Below are 23263 nucleotides of genomic sequence, written 5' to 3'. Positions count from 1 at the left end.
AATGCTGTGACCATCGCCAATGCAACACTAACAGTAGAAGGCAGTGTAACAGTAAACAACGCTGTGACCATCGCCAACACAACATTAACAGTAGAAGGCAGTGTAACAGTAAATAACTCTATTACCATCGCCAACACAACGTTAACAGTAGAAGGCAGTGTAACAGTAAATAACTCTATAACCATCGCCAACACAACATTAACAGTAGATGGTAACGTAACCATTTCCAATACGACACTAACTGTTCTAATTTCGGGACAAACATTTACCTCCAGTACCGATAGTTTGACCGGTGTTACCGGAGCAGGAACTGTATTTACTGCAACTAATATCTCTACTCTTACTACAGCTTCCATGTTTATTGATAACATTGGTGCCAATCCAATCACCGTTTCTTTACAGCTCAGCCCTGATGGAACCACATATTTTGATGATTCAAGTTTTACAAACCAAGTCATTGCAGGTGGGTCACAAACAATTATCGCTATAGGAAAATTTGCACAATTTGCTCAGTTAACCTATGATGCAGGTGCATCAACTGCAACCTTTAATGCTTACTATAACGGTCAGGCATAAGGTGAATTTAGTTAATAATTGATAGGGCATCTTAAAGTCGCAGTGCACACGCGCTGCGGCTTTTCATATGATGTAGTATGGTTAAGGAGGTATTGTTATATGAAAATAAGCCTTTGTATGATTGTAAAAAATGAAGAAAAATATATTGCACAGTGTCTAAAGAGTGTGGCTTTATTGGTCGATGAAATCATTATTGTTGATACAGGTTCAACAGATAATACCATTACAATAGCCAACGAATATCAAGCTAAGATTTTTCAGCATCCTTGGGAGAATGACTTTGGCAAGGCAAGAAATTATTCCCTAGCACAAGCAACTGGTGATTGGATTCTGGTTTTGGATGCAGATGAATCATTATACATTGAAGACATTCAAAAATTAAAAGATATATTACAACGAACAAAAGCAAATGGAATCGGTTTGAAATTTCATAATTTTATTGATGAGGGTTCTGAAGAAAATTACAATACCCATATGGGGGTCAGGATATTTAAAAATCATTATTTTCATTATCAGGGGGCAATTCATGAACAGCTCCTGCCCATAAATAACACAATAGCCATAGATATTGAAACGACTGATGTAAGAGTGCGTCACTTTGGTTATTTAAAATCCAATTCAGGCAAAAAGAAACGGGAAAGGAATATACCCATTATCCAAAAGCTTTTGGATAAAAATCCCCAAGATTCCTTCCAGCTTTTTAATATGGGAAATGAATATATGAGTGATGATGACTATAACAAAGCCTTATTTTATTTTGAAAAGGCATATGAAAATAAAGACGTAACCCTTGCTTATTGTCCCCATTTAATATTTAGAAGGGCAATTTGCTTAAATTATTTAAAAAGGAATGAGGAAAGCCTGGCGATATTGGGCGAGGGGATTATGCTTTACCCTAAATGTATAGATTATGAATATTTAAGAGGGAGAATTTATAAATCCCACAAGAAATATACTTTGGCAATCGAAAGCTTCGAAAAATGTATTTCCAGTGGAGCTGCTCCTCTTAATTTAACTTTTTTAAGCGACACGGAAGGGTTCCGTTCTTTTGTAGAGCTAGGGCATATATACTTTTTGCAAGATGATTATCCCAAGGCGCTCTCATATTATTTAAAAGCCCTAGGATTAAAAAATAATCACTATGAACTTCTCTATAAGAGTGGAGAGCTTTTAAATAAAATGCACCCGGATAAAGCAATTGTTGGTGCAAGCCTAGAAAAATTATTTGCTGATGGATATTATATTAATAATGTATTGGTTATCGTAGATGTATTGTTAAAAGAGAGACTATACCCTCAGGCGGCAGAGTATTTTAAGAGAATTGAAAATCAAAATGTATTTATTGAGGATATTCAGTATCTTAAAGGAAGGTTATTATTTTATCAGAAAGATTATGAAAATGCATTTGATGCGTTTATAAATGTATTAAAGTCAGAAAACCACATGCACTTGTTGCCGGAAGTCCAAGTAAGGTCGTTGGAATATGCAGTTATTTGTTATCTGGCTTCCAAACAAAATGATCAATTACAGCGCTTATCCCCTTTAATTGAAGGGATGAAGGATGAAGAGAGAAAACAGGTATTTCTCGCTTTTATGAATAAAACAGAGGTGATTTTTGCTTCAAGTGCAAAGCCGGGGATTTATCGTATTTTATCTGAAATATTGCAAATTTCAGAATTTGAATTGTTTGAACAAAGTCTATCTATTTTAAATCAAATTGATAGCAATGAGGTGCTATTGGATTTGGCAAATATATATTATATCAATGGTTATAAGGAAATGGCGTTGAAGAACATTATGCGTTCTGTAAAAGAATTAGATGTTCTCAATGCCAATGCAGTTCAAATTCTAAATAAGGAATTTCTTTTGCCCGAATAATATCATGTTTATTAATTATGCGCAGGAATTGAAGGTTGAATATATCTCTTTAGAGGAAAGTAAGAAAAACTTTGTACAATCTAACATGCAAGGGCAATGATTAACAAATAAAAAAAGCTCTAGAAGAGAATTCGTCTCTTCTAGGGCTTTTTTATAGAATGATAAGTTATATTTTTTTTTCAATACAAAGCAGAAAGTCTTTAGTAATAAGCCTTGGCAGTATTGCCTCTTGATCAAAGGTTACAGCAGGACTCTTATGCATTTCGTCTAAAATGGTTAAGATTTCCATGGTTGCAGGCTCTTGGAGTAACATAATTGGTTTTATAGTGGCACCTAGTTTAATGAGATAATTATAGAAGCTTTCCAATGGGATACAGGAGCAAGACTCTTCAGAAGTAGCTCCTTTCAGGCATCCAAGAGAATACAGCAAGTTGTTTTGGTTTAAAGTATTCCTCAATTTTAACAATAATGTTCCATTGGATTTTAACAGACTGTAAAGGCGTTTTGCCAGAAGGTTTGGTTTGTCATAGGTATTGATAGGTTCACCTAATATGATATAGTCATAGCTTTCTTTTTCATAATAATCATACAGATAGTCGATTTTATCACAATTTACTTGGGTACATACTGTTTGTAGGTCAATAAAATATTCTGCTTTCGTTGTAAATGCATGAGATGTGGTTTTAATGATACCATATTTTCTTAATTGATTGCGAACATCTAAAATGGGCGTGCCACAGCGGGTGTCAATCCCTAAAATATTAGGGGTCCATTCATTTTTATTGGGATTTTCCAAAAGGGAAGCTAAGCCTATTTCATAGTTACGAACATCATCCCATGCATCAAGACCATAATATTTTTCTGCGAAATTTTTTCGACCCTGTTCAATAGAATTTCTCATTTTCATGGCGTCTTCAGGAGTTGTGTTATAGATATGGTTATGATGCACCCATGTATCCTTGCAAAGAATGGTTTTATATCCTGCCCGATTTAAGCGTCTTGCCATGTCATCATCTGCAAAGTCATGGAAGAACCCGTAATCAAAGCCACCCACGATATCAATGCACTCCTTTTTGTAAAAAAAGATTGCCGGCATCAGGGCTAGTCTTTCTTCCCATTTGAGGGGGTCAGAAATGTTATATGCTTCTGCCACATGATTCATTTCCTCTAAGGAGTTAAAGCTCAATTCGACTTGCTGTAAATTAGATATATTAGAAGAAACAGGGGAAACCCACCCAATGTTATCTGAAGATTTGATGCAAGTTAACAAATTTTTAATAGCATTTTTCGGGACAATCACATCATTGGAAACAATAGCGCAATATTTGCTTTTTAAATTTTGCATTGCTACCAAAAAAGAATAATTGGCATTGATATTTTTTGTAATGCGAAGCATGGTTTTATTAGGATGGTTTACGCTTTTGTAATACTCCATGACCTCGGGCTGAGAGCCGCTGTCAATTAAAATCAATTGATAAGGAATATCCGTATTTTTCATTAAATTTTCAATGCATACCTTGGTTTTTTCCAAGCGATTGTAGGAAATAACTGCGATAGAGAGTTCATTTTCGCAATTTTGTGTAAAGGAATCAGCGGCATTGCCCCTTGATTGAAAAATGGAGGTTGCTTCAATGGGAGGAAGGGCGTGATCTGTATTGATTTCAAAATAGTTATCCATTTGAATTACTCCTTATTCATATCAATAATCATTTCCTTGACAGTTGGTATATCCAATTTTGAGCACAAGCTTTTTGTAGTGCGCAGAGTTCGATCGATTTTCTCAGGTTGTGTTTTGGTTATTTGTAGATTAAGAGAAAAGATATCATTGAAATACTGTAATAGTTGGTATTTGCTCACATCATCAGCGGCAAAAACATGAAAAAGCTGGGGTTCATATAAGTCTTCGAGTATGATTTTTTCACATATTTTTGCATACCATTTTGTGGTGAGGCCATTCCAAAGGTGAGAAGCATAACCATCTATTTTCTTTCCGGCTTGAGATTGTGCCCAGGAGAAAAGGCTGACAAAATTATGGGTTTCTTGCCCCACTATGCTAGTCCTTAAAACCATTCCGCTGGAAAAACACTCCCCTAAGGATTTGCTTTTGCCATAAAAATCCGTGGCGTCCTGAGGAGAGGCTTCAACATACTTTCCATCTTTTCCTGAATAAACACAATCGGTGGTTATGTGAATCAGCCTTATCCCATTGCTATCACAGTAACGAGCCAATTCCAATGGAAATAGGGAGTTGATTTTGAGTGAAACCACGGGGTTACTATCAATAAAAGGCGTGATAATTCCAATGCAATTTATAATGTAATCAATATTATTTGGAAGGGAATCCACGCTGTCCGTAAGGGCATCAAAATAGATTCCATCGGAAATCTGACCCAATTTGGTTCGATACGTTGGAATTGTTATAAAGCTAGGATTTTTTTTAAAGTGATTATACACTGCACTGCCTAGCATGCCTGTTGCACCTAAAATAAGAATTCTTTTTTTCATTTTCCATCCCTCCAAGTTGAAAGTTCATTCTGAATAAAATCAAGTTTGAGAAGTTTCTCTTTAATTTCGGGGATGGACAGCATGTTGGTATTACTGGAGGTATATTCTTCAGCCAACAAAGTCTTTTTGTTACCCAAAGTTAGATATTTTTCATAATTCAAATTGCGATTATCCATTGTTATTTTAAAGTAGTTTTCTAACTCAATGGAACGTGCCATTTCTTCTCTAGTGACCAAAGTTTCAAATAGTTTTTCACCATGCCGTGCGCCAATGGTTAAGATTTCGTTTGGTGCATGAAAAAGTTCTTTCAAAGCTTGTGCCAAATCCAAAATAGTGGATGCGGGTGCTTTTTGCACAAAAAGATCACCTTGCTGAGCATGATGAAAAGCAAATAGAACAAGATCAACAGCTTCCTCGAGGGACATTAAAAACCGTGTCATTTTGGGGTCGGTAACTGTGATTGGCTGACCTGATTTGATCTGCTCTATGAATAGGGGAATAACAGAGCCTCTGGATGCCATTACATTGCCATACCTTGTACAGCACAGAGTGGTTTCTTCAAGGCCAACGGTTCTGGATTTTGCGGCTACTATTTTCTCCATCATTGCCTTGGAGATACCCATTGCATTAATGGGATATGCCGCTTTATCGGTAGATAAGCAGATTACTTTTTTTACTCCTTGCACAATGGCGCTGGATAAAACGTTTTCTGTGCCTAAAATATTGGTTTTTACAGCCTCTAAAGGGAAAAATTCGCAGGAAGGAACTTGTTTTAATGCAGAGGCATGAAATACATAATCTACACCCCGCATGGCATTTTCTACACTATGAATATCTCGAACATCACCAATATAAAACTTTAATTTATCATTTTTATATAATTTTCGCATATCATCTTGTTTTTTTTCATCTCTAGAAAAAATGCGAATTTCTTTTATTTCATCATTAAGCAGAAATCTTTTGGCGACAATATTACCAAAAGAACCAGTTCCACCGGTAATGAGCAATACCTTGTCATCAAAATTTTCAGACATACTAATCACTCTCCAAAATAGATTCTTAGTAAGTATAGTATGAAAACATTTTTCTTTTGTGAGCGGTGTTAAGATGGGCGGGAGGTTATTATTGATAACTGAAAAAATGAGAGAAACTTGTATTAGTAGAGTCCCTTTGAATTTCGCATATATCTAAAGCTGTGGGAAACAATAGGCTCAGGAGGTGTTATATAATGGCAGCACGTAAATCGATAATCACTTTTGGGATGGTGGCAATTCCTATATCAATGCTCACAGCCACCCAAGACAACGACATACATTTTAATCAATTGCATAAGGAAGATAATAGTCGAATTCGTTATAAAAAAACATGTGCCCATTGTGGTAAAGAAATTTCTACAAATGACATTGTAAAAGGTTATGAGTATGATAAAGATAAATATGTTGTAATCACAGATGAGGAAATCGAAAAAATAAAGACAGAAAAGGAAAAATCTATTCAGATTTTGCATTTTGCACAGTTAAATCAAATTTCTCCTGTGTACTATGAAAAAACCTATCAGGCTGCACCGGAGCCAGGTGGTGAAAAGGCGTTTGAGCTGCTAAGAGCGGCATTGATGAGTGAACAAAAGATTGCTATTGGCAAAACGGTTATTGGAACTAAGGATACACTGATGGCAATTATTCCAAGAGAGGATGGAATTCTAATTTCCACTATGTTTTATGCTGATGAAATAAAGGAAATGCAGAAACAGTACAACAAGCCGGAGGTTTCGGAACAAGAATTAAACATGGCAAAAACATTAATTAGCTCTATGGATACACCATTTGAGTCTTCTAAATATAAAGATGAATACCAAGAGAGACTGCGTGAGTTAATAGAGGTGAAAATTTCTGGGAAGGAAATTGTGGCATCAGAGCCTGAGGGGGCTGCAAAAGTTATCGACCTTATGGAAGCCCTCAAAGCCAGTGTTGAAAAGGCAAAAAGTGATAAGGAATCGGCATAAATATGGATGTGAAGCTTAAGGAATATCAAGAAAAAAGAAACTTTGAGAACACTTTAGAGCCAAAGGGAACAGAAGTAAATAACGAAGAATCCCTGAATTTTGTAGTACAACACCATATGGCACGAAGGGATCATTACGATTTTCGCTTGGAGTGGGCAGGTGTTCTTTTGAGCTGGGCAGTACCCAAAGGACCATCCTATGATACCCGGGAAAAACGACTTGCTGTACACGTGGAAGACCACCCTTTAGACTATAGAAATTTTGAGGGAACAATTCCAAAAGGTGAATACGGTGGGGGCATTGTTATGCTTTGGGACGAGGGCTTTTGGGAGCCTTACGGAAATGTAGAGGAAGGTCTTCGAAAAGGGGAGCTTAAGTTCACTTTGCAAGGAAGGCGAATGAAGGGGAAGTGGGCATTGATTCGCTTGAAAGGGAAACCGGGTGATACAAAGGATAATTGGTTATTGCTCAAAGAAAAGGATGAATATGCCAAGCCTACCGATGGAACATCAGAGTTTATCACAAGCATTCGTACGGGACGTACCATGGAGGAAATTGGACAAGGTGAAATGAAGAAATTCACGGTGAATCCCTTTGATCAGGTTGATGTACAGCTGGCGAAGCTAGTGAATCAGGTTCCCATTGAGGATGACTGGATTTACGAAATGAAATATGATGGATATAGAATTGTTGCATTTATAGAAGGTAATCAAGTCCGTCTAGTAACAAGGAATGGCAATGACTATCAAAAACGATTCTATGATATTGCATCATCCTTAATAAACTGGGCGGGAGGCAGGTCAATGGTTCTGGATGGTGAAATGGTTATAACGGATGCATCTGGAAAAACCGACTTTCAGGCTTTGCAAAACTATTTGAAGAATGGGAAATCTGAAAAACTAACTTATATTGTTTTTGACCTACTTGCATTAGATGGAGAAGATTTACGAAAGCATACTGTTATGCAACGCAAAGAAATCCTTGAGACATTAATAAAGGATGCACCTTCCAATCTTTATTATAGCCGTTATATCAGGGGGATGGGGAAAGAAAGTTTCGCCGCCGCTTGTGAGGCTGGCATGGAGGGTATTGTTGGGAAAAAAGTCGATTCCATCTACAGTGGAAGTAGAAATGGTGATTGGATTAAGTTGAAATGTGAAAAAAGACAGGAGTTTGTGATTGGTGGGTATACACGAACAGATAAAAAAACAAGAGGAGTTAGTGCTCTTCTCCTAGGCGTTTATGAAGGTGAAAGTCTTATTTATGCCGGACGAGCAGGTACGGGAATGAGTGATAAGGAAATGCGGGAGCTGGAAGAAGAATTTAGCCATATTAGAAGACCGGATTCCCCCTTTCAATCTTCCCCAAAACCTAGAACACAGGAGGAAGTCACTTGGCTTGAACCCTTGCTGATAGCTGAAGTTAAATTTGCAGAGTGGACAAAAGAAAATTTATTAAGACAAGCAAGTTTTCAGGGAATACGTACAGATAAAACCCCAAAAGAGGTAAAAAGAGAAAAATCAGAAAATGGAATAGCCCCTGAAATTGAAGAGGAAGGAGCGGGACAGATGGAAGGAAAGAACAGCGTTATCATTGGTGGTGTTAAAATTTCAAATCCGAATAAGGTATTATACGACCAACTTATGATTACGAAAGCAGATGTTGTGAGTTATTACGAAAAAGTTTTGCCCCGTATGCTGCCCTACGTAAGCCATAGAATTTTAACGACATTGCGTTGTCCCAAGGGTGTTTCTCAAACATGTTTTTATAAAAAGCATCCAACAACAGAGAGTAAAGGCATTGTTAATGTCCCCATTACCAATGGAAAAGGGGAAACGGAAGAATATTTTTATGTAGAGAGTGGGTTTGGAATTTTATCTGAGGTTCAAATGGGAACATTGGAATTTCATACTTGGGGAAGCTCCATAGAAACCCTAGAAAAGCCTGATATGATGGTGTTTGATTTGGATCCCGATGAGGATATGGAATTGGGGCAGGTGCGTCAAGGGGTACTGGATGTTAAAAGCATCCTAAACGAGCTTTCTTTAGATGCATATCTTAAGACAAGTGGCGGAAAGGGCTATCATGTGGTTGTGCCTTTGAAACCTAGTGTTAGTTGGGATACCTTTCATGATTTTGCAAAGGGAGTAGCTGTAGTGATGGAACAAAAATGGCCAGAGCGTTATACAAGCAATGTTAGAAGGGCGAATCGAAAGGGAAAAATATTTATTGACTGGATTCGAAACGGTAGAGGTGCTACCAGCGTAGCTCCCTATTCTTTAAGAGGAAGACAGGGCGCAAAGGTGTCTATGCCCATCTCATGGCAGGAGCTGCATACTATTGCTCCCGATGGCATTGATATGAAACAGGCGATCTTGAGGATTGGGGGGGAAGATCCTTGGCAAGGTTATTTTGAAAATCAACAGATGCTAAAGTCATAAGTATATTCGATTTTTTTCTATGAATGGAATGTTTCGTAAACTAAATCGTAAATGGGTAAGCTTCCTTTACAGAATGCTAAGGCGAGTTGGTTTTGTGACAGATTTCCTTATAGGATATTGCAATCATCTATTTTGGCTGTGGAAAAATCTCTACAGCTTTTTCATTGCAAACAATCTGAGCTTCCACTGAATTCGAATAAAGAAAAGTTCTGGAACAATTAATTTTGATAAAACATTAAGGTCTTGTTATTAATGAAAGAAGAAAAATCATTGCGCTATTTCAATAAAAAGAGTATGATATGAAAAATTTGGAGATATGATGTTGATATAAAAGGAAGTGGTAAAAAGCAAATAGGAATTGTTTGAAACAGCATAGGATCAAGAGGTTAAGGGAGAGATAGCACATGAATATTATAGATTATGCAGAATCGCAAATGGAGGATTTTAAAACCACACCGTTCAATTTGGTGGATAGCCTGATTTTATCTCAATTTGTCTATATCCATTTCAATGAAGTTGTACCAGGAATTGCGGATAAACGAGCGCCGGTAAGAATTGGAGATTTACTCAAAGCGGAACAAATCCCCAAGATGTTGCATAATGTTAGAGATGCAAAAAGCAATCAGCGACTTTTGCTTGCCCTTGGTATGAGCCCAAGGTTTCGAGATATTAGAATGTGTTGTTATTCAGATAGCTTAGATGCAACCATGCAAAAGCAATTTGCGGCTGTTACTTACTTGCTTGATGATGAAACAGCTTATGTTGCCTATCGAGGTACAGATGCTACAATTGTAGGTTGGAAAGAAGACTTTAATATGGCTTTTATTACGCCTGTCCCTGCACAGCAAGAGGGGGTTTCTTACTTGAATGAGGTTGCTGAGCAGTTTCCCCATGCTTTCATGGTTGGTGGACATTCTAAAGGAGGCAACATTGCCGTTTATTCTGCCATGGAATGTCGCCAAGGGGTTCAGGCTCGTATTGTAGGTATTTACAGCCATGATGGCCCTGGATTTAGGGATGAAATATTTATGAGCGAAAAATATGAAAGAATTAAAACAAGGATACACAAAACTTTGCCCCAATCTTCGTTGGTCGGTATGCTTTTGCAACTACAGGAGGATTATGTTGTGGTTGAGAGCAACGAGTTTTGGATTATGCAGCATGATCCTTTTTCATGGGTCATCAATAATGGCGATTTTCAATACACCCAAGGTATTACAGAGGGAGCAGAGCAAATTAATAAGGTGATTAATCAATGGCTCTTATCGCTAGAAGATGAAAAGCGAGAGCTTTTTATATCAACACTGTATAAAGTAATTGAGTCCATGGGGGTTGAGAGTTTCAATGATTTTAACGATGAGTGGCATAAAAAGGTATTTACAGCTATGAGTAGTGTTAGGGGGATTGACCCAGAAACAAAGCGTTTTGTCTTTGAAACCATAATTTCACTTTTTACATTGTATGTTAAGAATTTACGATTTCTTTAAGGAGCACTAGAATTTGTTTTGATACAAAATGTTACATCAAAAATACAATCTTATTTTCTATTATCGGTGGTTAAACCTTTGACTTTCTTGAAAGATAACTTTTCTTCAGTTTTGAATAAGAGACTTCTAAAAATGGTAATAAAAAAAGATAAGACGGTGAGGGATAACCCAAGCCGTCCTAAGAATTATTTGCACATAAGGCATATGCCTTTTAAAGCCATCTGGGTGCTTTGCTTCAACAGTTCCTTATTATCGAAGGAAAGACTCCTTTAATAAGAGTAGGCAATCTTACTTAGATTTATTTGATCTTATCATTTATTATATCTACAATTTGCTGTAATGCACGCTTGGCCTCAGGAATGGGGAATACTGGGAATACATGATTCATTTTAGGATACTCAAAATAATGGATGTGAACATTTTCTTGTTCTGCCAATGCTTTTAATTTTCGGGCATCAGGTAAAAAGATTTCATGGGTACCGATAAACAATGTGATTTTACCAAGTCCACGGATAGGACCATTGATTGGGCTGATCAGATAATTATTTGTTGGTGTATTTCCAGCATAGAGTTTTCCCGAGGCAATCAAAAGCTTTAAATCAAGCATCGGTTCAACTTTCATCAATGATGGTATTTCAGGATGGTCTAAGTTTACATCCAACCATGGAGAAAGAAGAATGATATTGCCGGGCTGAGGGAGACGTTCCTTCAACAGTAATTGTGACAATGCCAAAGAAAGACCACCACCCGCCGAGTCACCCATAATTACAATATCCTTTGGAGATGCCTTTGTTAATAGATCTTTGTAAATTGGGAGAATGCTCTCGAAGGAATCCTGATACTGATGATTTGGAGCTTTGGGATAGATAGGAACTGTTATCGTTCCATTCAGCTTTTTGGTCAGTTTATCTAAAAAACGCCAATGCCAAAACAGCGGTTGTTCAGTATACCCACCACCAGGTATATATAAAATTTGTTTCTCTTTTGATTGAGAAAGAGACTTCATTAAATAAGCATCTATAGAATAAGAATTTAGTTTTATTATGTGATACTTTCGCTGTAATTTGGGTGGCAGGACATATGGGGATTCATTTTCTTTCCTCTTATGCGCCAAAAAGGTATCAGGATCAACCTCTTTTTTAAATAGTTTCAATATACGTTCAACAAAAAAACTTTGCCAACTTCCCATGAAATCAACCTCCTTGCATATTCATTTTACTTCTCTAAAAAACTAGTATTTCCTTGGATGTTTTTTATAATACCACCATCGTATGGCAATTTTCCATCTAAAGAAAGAAAACTACGTAATTTCTTAAAGAATGAACGTTTTTTATAGCATATTTAAAATTGTTCCAAGGACTATTTTTACTTGGAAAAACGCATACTGTCAATACCCTTTCTTGACAGATAAAAACAACTTGTATAATATTGGTTATGGTCATAAAAATTTTAGGGGATTTATTAACGTGAATAAGGAGAAGGGCATTTCTATGAAATCTATTTTATATAATGAAACTTTTACAAGAATATCAGAAGAAAAGCGTAATAAAATTTTACAAACTGCAACCAATGAATTTGCTGAACATGGTTTTGAAAGTGCAAACATAAATACCATAGCGAAAAAATCAGGGATTAGCATTGGGGCAATGTACTCTTATTTCAACAGCAAAGAAAATTTGTTCATAACCATCATACAATATGCCGTTGAAACGCTAAAATCCGTTTTAGATGAGATCATGTTAAGTGATCATGATTTGTTGTTTAAATTAGAGAAAATCATTCAAGCAATACAATTAAATTCAAGAGAAAATGTGCAATTAACAAAATTATATGGACAACTCACAGCTGAAAATAGATCGGATTTAATTTCACAAATTGTATCTGATATGGAAAGTGTTTCGGCTGATATCTATACTAAATTCTTGGAACAAGCGCAAAATGAAAAAATCATTAGGGATGACATAAATGTAAATTTATTTGCTTTCTTTTTAGATAATCTTTTTATCACATTACAATTTTCATATTCATGCGAATATTATAAAAAACGTATGAAAATCTTTGTGGGTGAAGATATCTTCGAAAATGATGATTTAGTTGCTGAGCAGCTTTTAGAGTTTATTAAGAGTGCGTTTTTATTTAATGTCTGACAGAAAAAAGTGATGTTTTCATACACTAATTTTTCTGAAAATCATAAAATCAAAATCATAATTCAAAGTATACGAGCATTATCTATATGAGCGATTAAAGCTGATTACATGAAAAAAGATTTTACAGATTTTAATTATTGCTGTTTTATTGTACAAAAAGATGGGAGTTAGATACTCAATTATCTTAATGTATTGAATTAGAATAGCATTTCGAGTATAACCATATGATTATAAATGGAAAAGAATTGATAAAACGTGTTAGATATTGCAAATGTACTCATGAAAAAAACACTTTGTTATATACAATACTAATGGGAAGCTATTGACATTTTATCCAAAAATGATATAATTTATCTATAAAACGAGCGAGCGCTCGCTCTAAAGCGTAGGAGGTATGTATTATGAACCAGAGCTATGCAATTTCAAAATATCCTGATGTAAAGAAAATTACGAAACAGCTTGATGATTTAATAAAAATGCCTATTTACACTATAACTCCGGAAGCACTGAAACGATATGAAACAGAATACTTCGAAAAAACCTGCGTTCACTCTAAAGAAATGATAGATAAAGCGAAAATCGTTATTCCCGGTGGGGTACAGCATAATCTAGCATTTAATCATCCTTTTCCCCTTGTGTTTACAAAAGCGGAAGGGTGTTACCTTTACGATATAGATGGTAACCGTTATTATGATTTTCTTCAGGCCGGCGGACCAACCGTTCTTGGCAGCAATCCACCGGAAATTAGGGAACAGGTGTTTAAACTTTTAAATGAGTGTGGGCCTTCAACTGGTCTTTTCCATGAGTATGAATACAAATTAGCAAAAAAAATTACGGAATCTATGCCATCAGTAGAAATGTTTCGAATGCTGGGTTCAGGAACAGAGGCTTGTATGGGTGCTATCCGTGTTGCTAGACTTGCCACAAAAAAGAAAAACATTATTAAGATGGGCGGCGCTTATCACGGTTGGAGTGATCAATTGGCATATGGCATACGTATTCCCGGTTCAAAGTGGACCCAGGCTCAAGGAGTTCCAAAGTTTATCTATAAATATACCCAAGAATTCTTCCCAAATAGACTGGATGATTTAGAAAGAAAATTGAGAATTAACCAGCTCCGAGGAGGAACAGCAGCTGTATTAATTGAACCAGTTGGTCCTGAAAGTGGAACCAGACCGGTGGATTTTGACTTCAATAAAGGTGTTGAGCGGTTGTGCAGGAAGTATGGTGCACTTCTGATATTTGATGAAGTGGTAACAGGATTCAGATTGGGTATGGCAGGGGCGCAGGGTTATTTTGGTGTTTCTCCGGACCTTACTATATTCGGAAAGGTTATTGCTGGTGGCTATCCAAGCGCAGGTGGCTTAGGGGGCAAAAAAGAAATCATGAAATATTTGTCTGCGGGAATCAGCGGGGAAGCAAAGCATAAAAAGGCTTTAGTAGGCGGCACAATGGCTGCAAATCCCCTTAGCTGTGTAGCAGGATACTATACCTTATGTGAGATAGAGAGAACAGATGCGGCAAGAAAGGCAGGGGAATTTGCAGATAAACTGATGATTGGTATCAATAACCTTATTAAAAAGTATCGCCTTCCTTTTGTTGCTTTTAATCAGGGCTCAATTTGCCATCTGGAAACTGCGGGAACCATGCATTTTTCCATTGACTGGTCAAGACCTTGGAGGATTCCAGAGGTTTTAAATCAAACATCTCTTCGTAAGCATGAGATGGAGCATGTAGGTGCCGCTTATATGGCGGAAGGGCTGGTTACCCTAGCTGGAAGCCGTCTTTATACCAGTGCTGCTTATACGGATGATATGCTTCCAGATATTTTGGAACGTTTCGAGCATGTATTTTCAAATATATCTCAAAAGATATAAGAGATGGGGTGGCTTTTATGGAATGTCAAGAAGCTAAGGAGTTCGTAGTTAAGGCTGGCATAGAACTTGTTAAATCTGAGCTTATCGCCCGTACATGGGGCAATGTGAGCTGTCGCATTGATGGTGAAACCTTCGTAATTACACCCAGTGGCAGAGAATATCTTTCCTTAACCCCAGATGAAATTGTCGAGGTGAAAATCAAAGATTTAAGCTATGAAGGTACCATCAAACCATCCTCGGAGAAAGGGATACACGCAGAGGTGTATCGGCTGTTTCCGGATGTTAATTTTGTGATACATACCCACCAAGAGAACGCCTCAGCCCTATCAGCAGTAGGGCTTGATGCTATCCCTTTGACTATCAATACTTCAGTATTTTCAAAAGAAATTCTTTGTGCCAAATATGCCCTCCCGGGAACAAAAACCCTTCGGAAAAATGTTTTGGAAGCATTAAAAAAGACAAAGTCCAAAGCAATTATTCTTAAGCATCATGGGGCATTGTGCTTTGGGGAGGATTACGAAAAAACCTTAAAGACGGCTCAGGAACTGGAAGAAATTTGCAAGAATTTCGTGGCTGATAAAAAAGGAAATCAAAAAATTACAAAAGAACAAAAACATGACCGCACCTTGACAAATTCTCAGTTGTTTGTGAAAAAAGAAGCTGTGTTGAACAGACAAGGTGGTTTTATGATTTATAATACAGATCCCGAAGTGATTCGCTATTCCAAGCTTATAAAATCCAAGCCACTAAAGCCATTCTTAGATGATTTTGCACAAATTGTAGGTATAAAGGCTAAGGTTGTAGAGAATAAAACAAAATCCGTTTCAAAAGCACTGCAGCATTCTTCAGCTGTATTTATTAAAGATTTTGGTGCTTTATGCTGGGGAAAAGATGAAAAGGACGCAACAGCAGTCAGTATGATATTGAGAAAAAATTGCAAAACATATTTTACTGCAAAACTCTTTGGCAAACCCACCCCCCTCAATATTCTAGAATGTGCTTTAATGAGATTTGTTTACTTAAAAAAGTATTCAAAGATGTCAGAAAAACCATACTAAGTAATGGGTGGATTTCAAGAAAAGCTTATACCGGTCTCTATAACAATGTTAGCGTTGAAGGCACTTTATCAAAAGGAGTATAAAACGAATGTCAACCTATGTAATTGCTTATGATGTAGGTACAACGGGCATTAAAACCTGTTTATTTGAGATATCAGGTGAAATTACACTGCTGGATAGCGCCATGGCAGGTTATGACTTGTTCGTTCTTGAGAATGGTGGCGTAGAGCAAGACCCCAAGCAGTGGTGGGCTGCCATGTGTCAGACCACAGCTCAGATTATGAAAAAATCAGATATACCCAAAGGATCAATTGCTGGAATTTCTTTCTGTGCCCAGATGCAGGCTTTGGTTTTAGTAGATAAACAAGGGGAACCTGTAAGGCGAGCCATGAGCTACATGGATAGTCGAGCTGAGGGGGAAATGAGAAAAGGGATGATGACGGGGTTGCGCATCTCAGGTTTAAATGCGTATAAGCTGATGCGTGCCGCCCAAATCAGCGGGGCGGCTCCTGCAAGTATTAAAGACCCTATTTGGAAGTATAAATGGGTGGAGAATCATGAACCACAAGTATTTGCTAAAGCATACAAGTGGTTGGATGTTAAAGATTTTCTTGTTTGCAAATCTTGCGGGAAATTTGTTATGTCTGAGGATAGTGCATTTGCCACTTTACTATATGACACAAGAAAAGGGAAAAGAAAATTCAGCGAAGAACTTTGCAAAATGCTGGGCGTGCAAATGAAACATCTTCCTAAGATTTGCAAAAGTACAGATCAAGTAGGTACCATTACGCCAAAAGCGGCAGGAGAGTTGGGATTGATGGCGGGTACCCCTGTGTTTTCCGGTGGAGGAGATGCCTCCCTCATTGGGGTGGGAGCAGGAGCGGTTACGGAGGGTACCACACATATTTATATGGGGACTTCCGGCTGGGTTTCCACGGTTGTGAGAAATCAAAAATTAGATATACAAAACATGATTGGTTCCATAGTTGGTGCGGATCCTCAGTACTTTAATTATTTCGCAGAGCTTGAAACTGCAGGGAAGTGTCTGGAATGGGTGAAAGATCACTTAGCTTTGGATGAAATCGGGCTTTTCTTGGAAAAGAAGAATATTTGGGATGACCCTGAAAGTATTTATGAAGGTTTATATGATTTTATGATGCATAGTGTGAAAGATGTGCCTGCCGGTAGTAATGGAGTTATTTTTACTCCATGGCTGCATGGAAACCGATGTCCCTTTGAAGATCATTACGCCCGAGGAATGTTTTTTAATATAAGTTTGGAAACGGGTAAAACCGAGATGATTCATTCTGTAATTGAGGGTGTTTGCTATCATTTGAGGTGGCAGCTTTCAGCAATTGATAAAACATTCAAAACATCACCGGTCATTCGGTTAGTTGGGGGTGGTGCCTTAGCTCCTCTTACCTGCCAGATATTAGCTAATATACTCAATCGTGAAATTGAGACGGTAAAGAATCCACAAAATATTGGGGCAGTAGGTGCAGCAGCAGTAATGGCTGTGGGGCTTGGTATTATTGATGATATAAAAGAGGTCAATCAGTTAATCACTAAAGATCAAAGTTACACACCTGACAAGAAAAGTGTAGCCGTTTATGACAAAATTTTTCCCGTATTTCAGTCCCTTTACAATAATAATAAAAAAGCATTTAAAAAACTAAACAAAGGGTAGATATAATAAGGTTTTAAAGTTTCCCAATGCCAAACATTACATAGACTTCTCTAATTATATCTATGATAAAGATCGGAGGACACCATGAATACCAAATCTCTCGTCGCACTCCAGCGTAAATATTTTGAAAGTGGAGCAACCCGTTCACTGGAATTTAGAATGAAAGCCCTAAAAAAGCTTCAACGAGCTATAATAAACAACGAAGCTTTTATTGAAGCGGCCATGAAATTGGATTTAAATAAAACACCATTTGAAACATATATGACGGAAACCGGTCTTGTTTTGGAGGAAATTCGATACCATATGAAACATCTTCCGAAGTGGATAAAAAATAAGAGGGTAAAAACACCATTGGCACAATTTCATGCAAAAAGTTTTGTTGCACCTGAGCCCTATGGCGTAACGCTCATTATGTCACCATGGAACTATCCCCTTCAACTCTGTTTGGTACCTCTTATTGGTGCAATATCAGGGGGGAATTGTGTAGTGATTAAACCATCGGCATATGCTCCTGAAACAAGCAAAGTAGTGAAAAAAATTATTAGTGAAACCTTTGCATCAGAGTATATTGCAGTGGTGGAAGGCGGCAGAGAGCAGAATCATACCCTTCTTGAAGAAACCTTTGATTATATATTTTTTACAGGCAGTGTAGAGGTGGGTAAGGTTGTTATGGCTGCTGCATCCAAAAACTTAACACCCGTAACCCTGGAGCTAGGGGGGAAAAGTCCGGTTATTGTAGATGAAACAGCAAACATTAAGCTAGCGGCAAAGCGGATTGCCTTTGGGAAGGTTTTAAATGCAGGGCAGACTTGTGTAGAGCCTGATTATTTATTCATACACAAAAGTGTCAGGGATAGATTTATTCAAGAATTTACCAAAGCCCTAAATGAATTTTTTCCTGATGGTGATCTGTCTGAAATGCCAACGATTATAAATGATAAGCATTTTCAGCGTATTACGCAGTTGATAAAAGGTGAAAAAGCAATCATCGGTGGTGGTTTTGATGAATCACGAAGATTTATTGAACCTACTGTACTAGTAGATATCAAACCTGATTCCCCCATTATGCAAGAGGAAATCTTCGGACCCATTCTGCCATTGATGACGTATACCGACTTGAACGATTGCATCCGCTTTATCCGTGGAAATCCCAAGCCCCTTGCATTCTATTTGTTTACCTCAAGCAAAGCCGTAGAACAAAAAATACTCAATTCATGCTCTTTTGGCGGAGGATGTATTAATGATACCATTATTCATATCGCAAATTCCCGCATGGGTTTTGGTGGAGTTGGATATTCTGGCATGGGTAGTTACCACGGCAAACTCAGTTTTGATACTTTTTCGCATTACAGGAGTATCGTGAAAAAATATACTTGGATTGATTTGCCAGTGCGCTATCATCCTTATAAGGATAGTAATTTCCGTTTGCTCCGCAAATTAATGAAATAATGGATAAACTCTAGTGATATTTAGGTAAGCGGTAATATATAAAGTTGAAGTGTGTAAATAGAAGTTAACACAAAAAGAGGCCTCATTCAGTATAACATTGAATGAGGCTTATATTTTTGCTCAAGTTCATTGTAATTATCGTTTCATGGGTATTCGGCTTTACGGTGAGAGAGGAAGCGTGTTTAGCTTTATAAATATATAGTACACTGATTAAAAATATTGACTTGGAAATTATTAGCGTAATATAATAAATAATAACGAGTGAGTGCTCATTCCATTTTCATTTGTTTTAAAGATCTTTGGAAAATCCGAGGCGTTCAATTTTCACAGAAACCAAAAGGATATAGTCAACACGGTTAATTCTCAAATCAACATTCTCTAGACGAAAGTTTTCATTTTCATACTACAAACTTGAGGAGGTATTACCATGGGAAATGACAGAAAAATATTACTACAAAATGGTTTTATCGTTGACGGAACGGGAGAAAAAGGGTGGATAGGTTCCCTTCTAATTTCAAATGGATATATTAAGGAAATAGCAGAAAGAGAAATGAACATAGATTGTGAAGTGGTTGACTGCACAGGAAAAGTGATTTCTCCCGGGTTTATAGATGTACATTCCCATAATGATTGGTTTCTTCCTCTTGATGATGTTGAAACATTTACAGATCCTTTTGTTCACCAGGGAATAACCACCTCTCTCTGTGGTAATTGTGGCTTTGGTGTGGCGGGTTTCAAGAAAAAGACAAAATACATAGATAAAGTGTGTAATAATCCATTTAAGGCTTCGGGGATTGAAATTAAGTGGTCTACTATGGGAGAGTATTTTGATATACTTTCGAAAAATGGCATCCCAATTAATTTAGCAAACCTAGTGGGCCATGGTACAACAAGGACTTCTATCAAAGGCTATTCTTCCTCTCCTATGACAAAAGATGAAATGAAAGAACTTCTAAAATTGCTTGGAAGAGCTATGGATGACGGCGCCAAAGGCGTATCCATAGGGCTGCAATATGAACCAGGGATATTCTCTACCATGGATGAACTTAGAATGGTAGCAAAGCTGGTGAAAAAGAAGAATAAAGTGCTGACATCCCACGCAAGAGCATCGTCAATTGTATCAGGAACTTATCCCATTAAGCCCTTTGGTAAGGCACATAATATTCTTGCTTTGAAGGATATGATTAATTTGGCAAAAGAAACAGGGGTAAAACTTCAATTCTCCCATCTTATATTTGTGGGAGAAAAAACTTGGAATACTTTTGAAGAGACAATGAAGCTGATAGACAAGGCGATTCTGGATGGAGTTGATATAAAATTTGACATTTATCCATACACTTGCGGAGCCTCAATTCTCTCTGTTGTTTTCCCTGAATGGTTTATGGCAAAGATTCCAGGTGCTTTTGAGAATAAAGGGGATTTAACAAGACTTAAAATCGAGCTGGCAGCGATGAAAAAGATGGTGGGTTTTGGATATGAAGATATCCAGATTGCCTTTATTGATCATCCGGAACTGAAAGAATTCAACGGCAGATTTATTACAGATATAGCAGGGGAATTGAATCTTCCGTTATTTGAGACATTTATGCTTTTTGCAAAGCACAGTAACGGCAAATGCAGGGTAATGCAATATAAGTTTGGTAACCAAAATATCATTGAAGAGCTGATGAAGCACCCTGCTTCTATGTTTATGACGGATGCTTGGGTTGAACGGGAGGGCACCCAAAATCCTGCAAGTTTCGGAAGTTTTCCAAGGTTTTTGCAAATGGCAAATGAAAGGGATATCCTTCCCATTGAAACTGTAATTCACAAAATGACCAAAGCTGTGGCAGATAGATTTGATATTAAAGATCGAGGTGTTTTGAAAAAGGGTAATGCGGCAGACATCACTGTGTTTGATTGGAATGAGGTTCGTGATAACACAAGTTCTGCAAAAATGGATATGCCTCCAAGGGGAATTGAACATGTTTTTATGAATGGCTGCTGGGTATTAAGAGATGGAGAGCCTTATGAAAGGACTCGCGCCGGAGTCATTCTTAAGTAGAAACAAAAAATTAGAACAGGCTTGGGTTAAGGGGAAATTCTACTTAAACCAAGCCTGTTTTTTAATTGTAAATGAAAAGCATATGAGAAAATGTCCAGCTATTATGTATGGATGAGATTTAGGAAAAGGCATAAAGGCGTAAGCCTGATTGTAGAGTTTTCTACATACACAAGTGCTGATTGGGAGGTTTCTAAGGATAATGAAGTATAATCTGAAAATTGAGGTGGGAAACAAGCCACATGTATTTTATTAATAGCGAAAGGTTTTCCAACGAAGGGATTGTTATGTGATTTACAGATACAAATAACTAGACAGTTTTTTTCTGAGCTTATATAATACTATTAAATGGAAAATAATAGATAGAAACTCAATCTCAAAAAATGGGCCCAATTCTTTAAAAGTTACTTGCTTTTAATCATAAAGGGTGCCGTGTTTAATCAGGAAATGAGATGGAGGGAATTATCATCTTTATTGATTGCCCAAGAACTTTTTCTTGAAATGAGTCAAATAAATAATTTTATAATTTTACCTTACTCGAATTTTATGAATTAAGACAATATGGATTGTGATGATTTCCTTTTAAGGAAAATTGATTTGTCAAAATGTGCATTAAATATTATTTAATTTCGTTTGGAGTGTGTATGCATGGATATGGATTTTGTAAATTTAACAACGGAAAACCTAGCTAGTGAGCATTTATGCTGTATTATCCGTAGCAAAAAAAGCCATCCAGGTATTGATGCAAAGAAACAGTGGCTTTCTGAACGACTAAAAGAAGGACATGTCTTTCGGAAACTAAATGCAAAGGCTACTGTTTTTATCGAATATGCGCCTCTCGAAACTGCCTGGGTACCCATAATCGGTGAAAACTACTATTATCTTTATTGCTTATGGGTTACTGGTAGTTACAAAGGAGAAGGGTATGGGGAAATGCTGATGGAATATTGTTTGGCTGATGCCAAAGAAAAGGGCAAATCCGGTGTATGCATGCTTGGGGCAAAAAAACAAAAATCATGGCTTTCTGACCAATCATTTGCAAAGAGGTTTGGATTCGAGGTTGTTGATACAACAGAAAATGAGTATGATTTGCTTGCCCTTTCTTTTGACGGGACAACACCCAAGTTTGCAGAGAGTGCTAAAAAACAAAATATTGAAACTAAAGAGTTGACCATTTATTATGATATGCAGTGTCCCTTTGTGTTTCAAACCATTGAAATGGTAAAACAGTATTGTGAAATACAGGAGGTTCCTGTCTCTATCATTCAGGTGGATACCTTGCAAAAGGCAAAGGAACTGCCATGTGTTTTCAATAATTGGGCAGTATTTTATAAAGGGAGTTTTGAGACAGTGAATTTGTTAGATGTAAACTATTTAAAGAGAATACTGAAAAAATAAGGATGGGCGTTGGCTTTTTCATAATTCCCTTTTTTGCAATACCCCTCGCAAATATTCATGTTGAGTATTGCTATAATTTGCATTGATTTCTTGCCTTAAAGCAATGAAAGGTTTTCGGCAATATATTTGTCTGCATCGATTTCTTTTTCTAAAATGGGGGTTAGACTCTCAACCTTATGAAGGAACTCTTCGTACCAAAGCTAGAAAGCGTCATTTGAATTGATAAATTATATTTCGCAGAAAGGATTCCAAGCAATAAATTGGAAAGGACTATAAATCCCCACCAAAGAATTCGGATTTTCTGGATTTTCTTTCTGTTTTTTTTAAAAATTGTATAACCTCTTTTCGAGATATTCTATATGATAATCTGATTCTTTCTATTTCTTGTAGTGGCTTTTGGATTCTTCGTTCTTTTCAAGCATCGTATCTAATTTGATTATAAAATTTCCTGAATTCTTCCTACTTGACCGTCGTCTAACATAACTTTGATACCATGGGGGTGGGTGGGACTATTCGTCAGTATTTTTTTTACCGTTCCTTCTGTTAGTTTTCCGGTCCTTTGATCAGCCTTCAAAACAATTTTAACTGTTGCACCAATTTTAACATTAGATCTATTTTGTCCGTTCATAGTTTCTCCTTGTATATTAAAATGTTAATGAAATTAATTTTGCCATCTCTTGTTTTACATTAACAATGATTATTTGACTATTGTTTTAT

Annotated in this window: 17 protein-coding genes; 12 read left to right on the top strand and 5 right to left on the bottom strand. The window is 37.0% G+C overall.

Features of this window, described 5'->3' with window-relative positions; all coding sequences use genetic code 11:
- The coding region (locus tag NE558_RS13135; RefSeq protein WP_256150587.1) for a DUF6385 domain-containing protein at positions 1 to 576 on the top strand (576 nt) is incomplete at its 5' end.
- A gap of 99 nt (positions 577 to 675) precedes the next feature.
- The gene (locus tag NE558_RS13130) at positions 676 to 2454 is read left to right on the top strand and encodes a TPR domain-containing glycosyltransferase (RefSeq protein WP_256150586.1); all 1779 of its coding nucleotides are present in this window, start codon (positions 676 to 678) and stop codon (positions 2452 to 2454) included.
- Positions 2455 to 2620: 166 nt separating this feature from the next.
- Here NE558_RS13130 and NE558_RS13125 read toward each other — a convergent pair whose 3' ends face one another.
- From NE558_RS13125 to NE558_RS13115, 3 genes are read right to left on the bottom strand one after another with little or no spacing between them, the layout of a single operon-like run.
- Positions 2621 to 4132, bottom strand: a complete 1512-nt coding sequence (locus NE558_RS13125; RefSeq protein WP_256150585.1) for a glycosyltransferase family 2 protein — start codon at positions 4130 to 4132, stop codon at positions 2621 to 2623.
- Positions 4133 to 4137: 5 nt separating this feature from the next.
- Positions 4138 to 4959 (bottom strand): sugar nucleotide-binding protein, encoded by an 822-nt coding sequence (locus tag NE558_RS13120; protein WP_256150584.1) that lies wholly within the window; start codon positions 4957 to 4959, stop codon positions 4138 to 4140.
- Positions 4956 to 5993, bottom strand: a complete 1038-nt coding sequence (locus NE558_RS13115; RefSeq protein ID WP_256150583.1) for a polysaccharide biosynthesis protein — start codon at positions 5991 to 5993, stop codon at positions 4956 to 4958. Before NE558_RS13115 ends, NE558_RS13120 begins: the two co-directional genes overlap by 4 nt.
- Positions 5994 to 6187: 194 nt before the next feature.
- On the opposite strand from NE558_RS13115, the gene NE558_RS13110 reads away from it, so the two are divergent.
- From NE558_RS13110 to NE558_RS13100, 3 genes are all read left to right on the top strand, one after another.
- Positions 6188 to 6961 (top strand): Ku protein, encoded by a 774-nt coding sequence (locus tag NE558_RS13110; protein WP_256150582.1) that lies wholly within the window; start codon positions 6188 to 6190, stop codon positions 6959 to 6961.
- A 2-nt stretch (positions 6962 to 6963) separates the two neighbouring features.
- Positions 6964 to 9402 carry a DNA ligase D gene (gene ligD, locus NE558_RS13105; protein ID WP_256150581.1) on the top strand — a complete coding sequence of 813 codons (2439 nt, stop codon included), beginning with the start codon at positions 6964 to 6966 and terminating at the stop codon, positions 9400 to 9402.
- Positions 9403 to 9806: 404 nt separating this feature from the next.
- Entirely contained in the window at positions 9807 to 10889 is a 1083-nt protein-coding gene (locus NE558_RS13100; protein WP_256150580.1) for a DUF2974 domain-containing protein, read from the top strand.
- A gap of 298 nt (positions 10890 to 11187) precedes the next feature.
- Here NE558_RS13100 and NE558_RS13095 read toward each other — a convergent pair whose 3' ends face one another.
- Entirely contained in the window at positions 11188 to 12078 is an 891-nt protein-coding gene (locus tag NE558_RS13095) for an alpha/beta hydrolase fold domain-containing protein (RefSeq protein WP_256150579.1), read from the bottom strand.
- A gap of 301 nt (positions 12079 to 12379) precedes the next feature.
- Between NE558_RS13095 and NE558_RS13090 the strand changes: the two genes are divergently transcribed.
- The 7 genes from NE558_RS13090 to NE558_RS13060 all read left to right on the top strand — a co-directional run bounded on the left by NE558_RS13090 (position 12380) and on the right by NE558_RS13060 (position 22546).
- A complete protein-coding gene (locus NE558_RS13090; RefSeq protein WP_256150578.1) occupies positions 12380 to 13036 on the top strand; it encodes a TetR/AcrR family transcriptional regulator in 657 nt (218 codons plus the stop codon).
- A 401-nt stretch (positions 13037 to 13437) separates the two neighbouring features.
- Positions 13438 to 14913 carry an aspartate aminotransferase family protein gene (locus NE558_RS13085; protein WP_256150577.1) on the top strand — a complete coding sequence of 492 codons (1476 nt, stop codon included), beginning with the start codon at positions 13438 to 13440 and terminating at the stop codon, positions 14911 to 14913.
- 17 nt (positions 14914 to 14930) lie between these two features.
- Positions 14931 to 15971, top strand: coding sequence for a class II aldolase/adducin family protein (locus NE558_RS13080; RefSeq protein WP_256150576.1), 1041 nt, complete (start codon positions 14931 to 14933; stop codon positions 15969 to 15971).
- 88 nt (positions 15972 to 16059) lie between these two features.
- On the top strand, positions 16060 to 17658 hold the full coding sequence (locus NE558_RS13075; RefSeq protein WP_256150575.1) for a xylulokinase: 1599 nt from the start codon (positions 16060 to 16062) through the stop codon (positions 17656 to 17658).
- Between the two features lie 84 nt (positions 17659 to 17742).
- Positions 17743 to 19107 (top strand): aldehyde dehydrogenase, encoded by a 1365-nt coding sequence (locus NE558_RS13070; protein WP_256150574.1) that lies wholly within the window; start codon positions 17743 to 17745, stop codon positions 19105 to 19107.
- A gap of 427 nt (positions 19108 to 19534) precedes the next feature.
- Positions 19535 to 21151, top strand: coding sequence for an N-acyl-D-amino-acid deacylase family protein (locus NE558_RS13065; RefSeq protein ID WP_256150573.1), 1617 nt, complete (start codon positions 19535 to 19537; stop codon positions 21149 to 21151).
- 645 nt (positions 21152 to 21796) lie between these two features.
- Complete coding sequence (locus NE558_RS13060; RefSeq protein ID WP_256150572.1) at positions 21797 to 22546, top strand: GNAT family N-acetyltransferase; 750 nt, start codon at positions 21797 to 21799, stop codon at positions 22544 to 22546.
- Between the two features lie 436 nt (positions 22547 to 22982).
- On the opposite strand, the gene NE558_RS13055 is transcribed toward NE558_RS13060, so the two are convergent.
- Complete coding sequence (locus NE558_RS13055; RefSeq protein ID WP_256150571.1) at positions 22983 to 23174, bottom strand: YwbE family protein; 192 nt, start codon at positions 23172 to 23174, stop codon at positions 22983 to 22985.
- Positions 23175 to 23263 lie beyond the last annotated feature (89 nt).

This window comes from Anaerotignum propionicum (assembly GCF_024461735.1).
Taxonomy (GTDB): domain Bacteria; phylum Bacillota; class Clostridia; order Lachnospirales; family Anaerotignaceae; genus Chakrabartyella.
This window is presented reverse-complemented; position numbering and strand designations above follow the sequence as displayed.

Coding starts and splice junctions, on each gene's coding strand:
- NE558_RS13130 (WP_256150586.1), top strand. CDS start 676: ATGAAAATAAGCCTTTGTATGATTGTAAAAAATGAAGAAAAATATATT.
- NE558_RS13125 (WP_256150585.1), bottom strand. CDS start 4,132: ATGGATAACTATTTTGAAATCAATACAGATCACGCCCTTCCTCCCATT.
- NE558_RS13120 (WP_256150584.1), bottom strand. CDS start 4,959: ATGAAAAAAAGAATTCTTATTTTAGGTGCAACAGGCATGCTAGGCAGT.
- NE558_RS13115 (WP_256150583.1), bottom strand. CDS start 5,993: ATGTCTGAAAATTTTGATGACAAGGTATTGCTCATTACCGGTGGAACT.
- NE558_RS13110 (WP_256150582.1), top strand. CDS start 6,188: ATGGCAGCACGTAAATCGATAATCACTTTTGGGATGGTGGCAATTCCT.
- ligD (WP_256150581.1), top strand. CDS start 6,964: ATGGATGTGAAGCTTAAGGAATATCAAGAAAAAAGAAACTTTGAGAAC.
- NE558_RS13100 (WP_256150580.1), top strand. CDS start 9,807: ATGAATATTATAGATTATGCAGAATCGCAAATGGAGGATTTTAAAACC.
- NE558_RS13095 (WP_256150579.1), bottom strand. CDS start 12,078: ATGGGAAGTTGGCAAAGTTTTTTTGTTGAACGTATATTGAAACTATTT.
- NE558_RS13090 (WP_256150578.1), top strand. CDS start 12,380: ATGAAATCTATTTTATATAATGAAACTTTTACAAGAATATCAGAAGAA.
- NE558_RS13085 (WP_256150577.1), top strand. CDS start 13,438: ATGAACCAGAGCTATGCAATTTCAAAATATCCTGATGTAAAGAAAATT.
- NE558_RS13080 (WP_256150576.1), top strand. CDS start 14,931: ATGGAATGTCAAGAAGCTAAGGAGTTCGTAGTTAAGGCTGGCATAGAA.
- NE558_RS13075 (WP_256150575.1), top strand. CDS start 16,060: ATGTCAACCTATGTAATTGCTTATGATGTAGGTACAACGGGCATTAAA.
- NE558_RS13070 (WP_256150574.1), top strand. CDS start 17,743: ATGAATACCAAATCTCTCGTCGCACTCCAGCGTAAATATTTTGAAAGT.
- NE558_RS13065 (WP_256150573.1), top strand. CDS start 19,535: ATGGGAAATGACAGAAAAATATTACTACAAAATGGTTTTATCGTTGAC.
- NE558_RS13060 (WP_256150572.1), top strand. CDS start 21,797: ATGGATATGGATTTTGTAAATTTAACAACGGAAAACCTAGCTAGTGAG.
- NE558_RS13055 (WP_256150571.1), bottom strand. CDS start 23,174: ATGAACGGACAAAATAGATCTAATGTTAAAATTGGTGCAACAGTTAAA.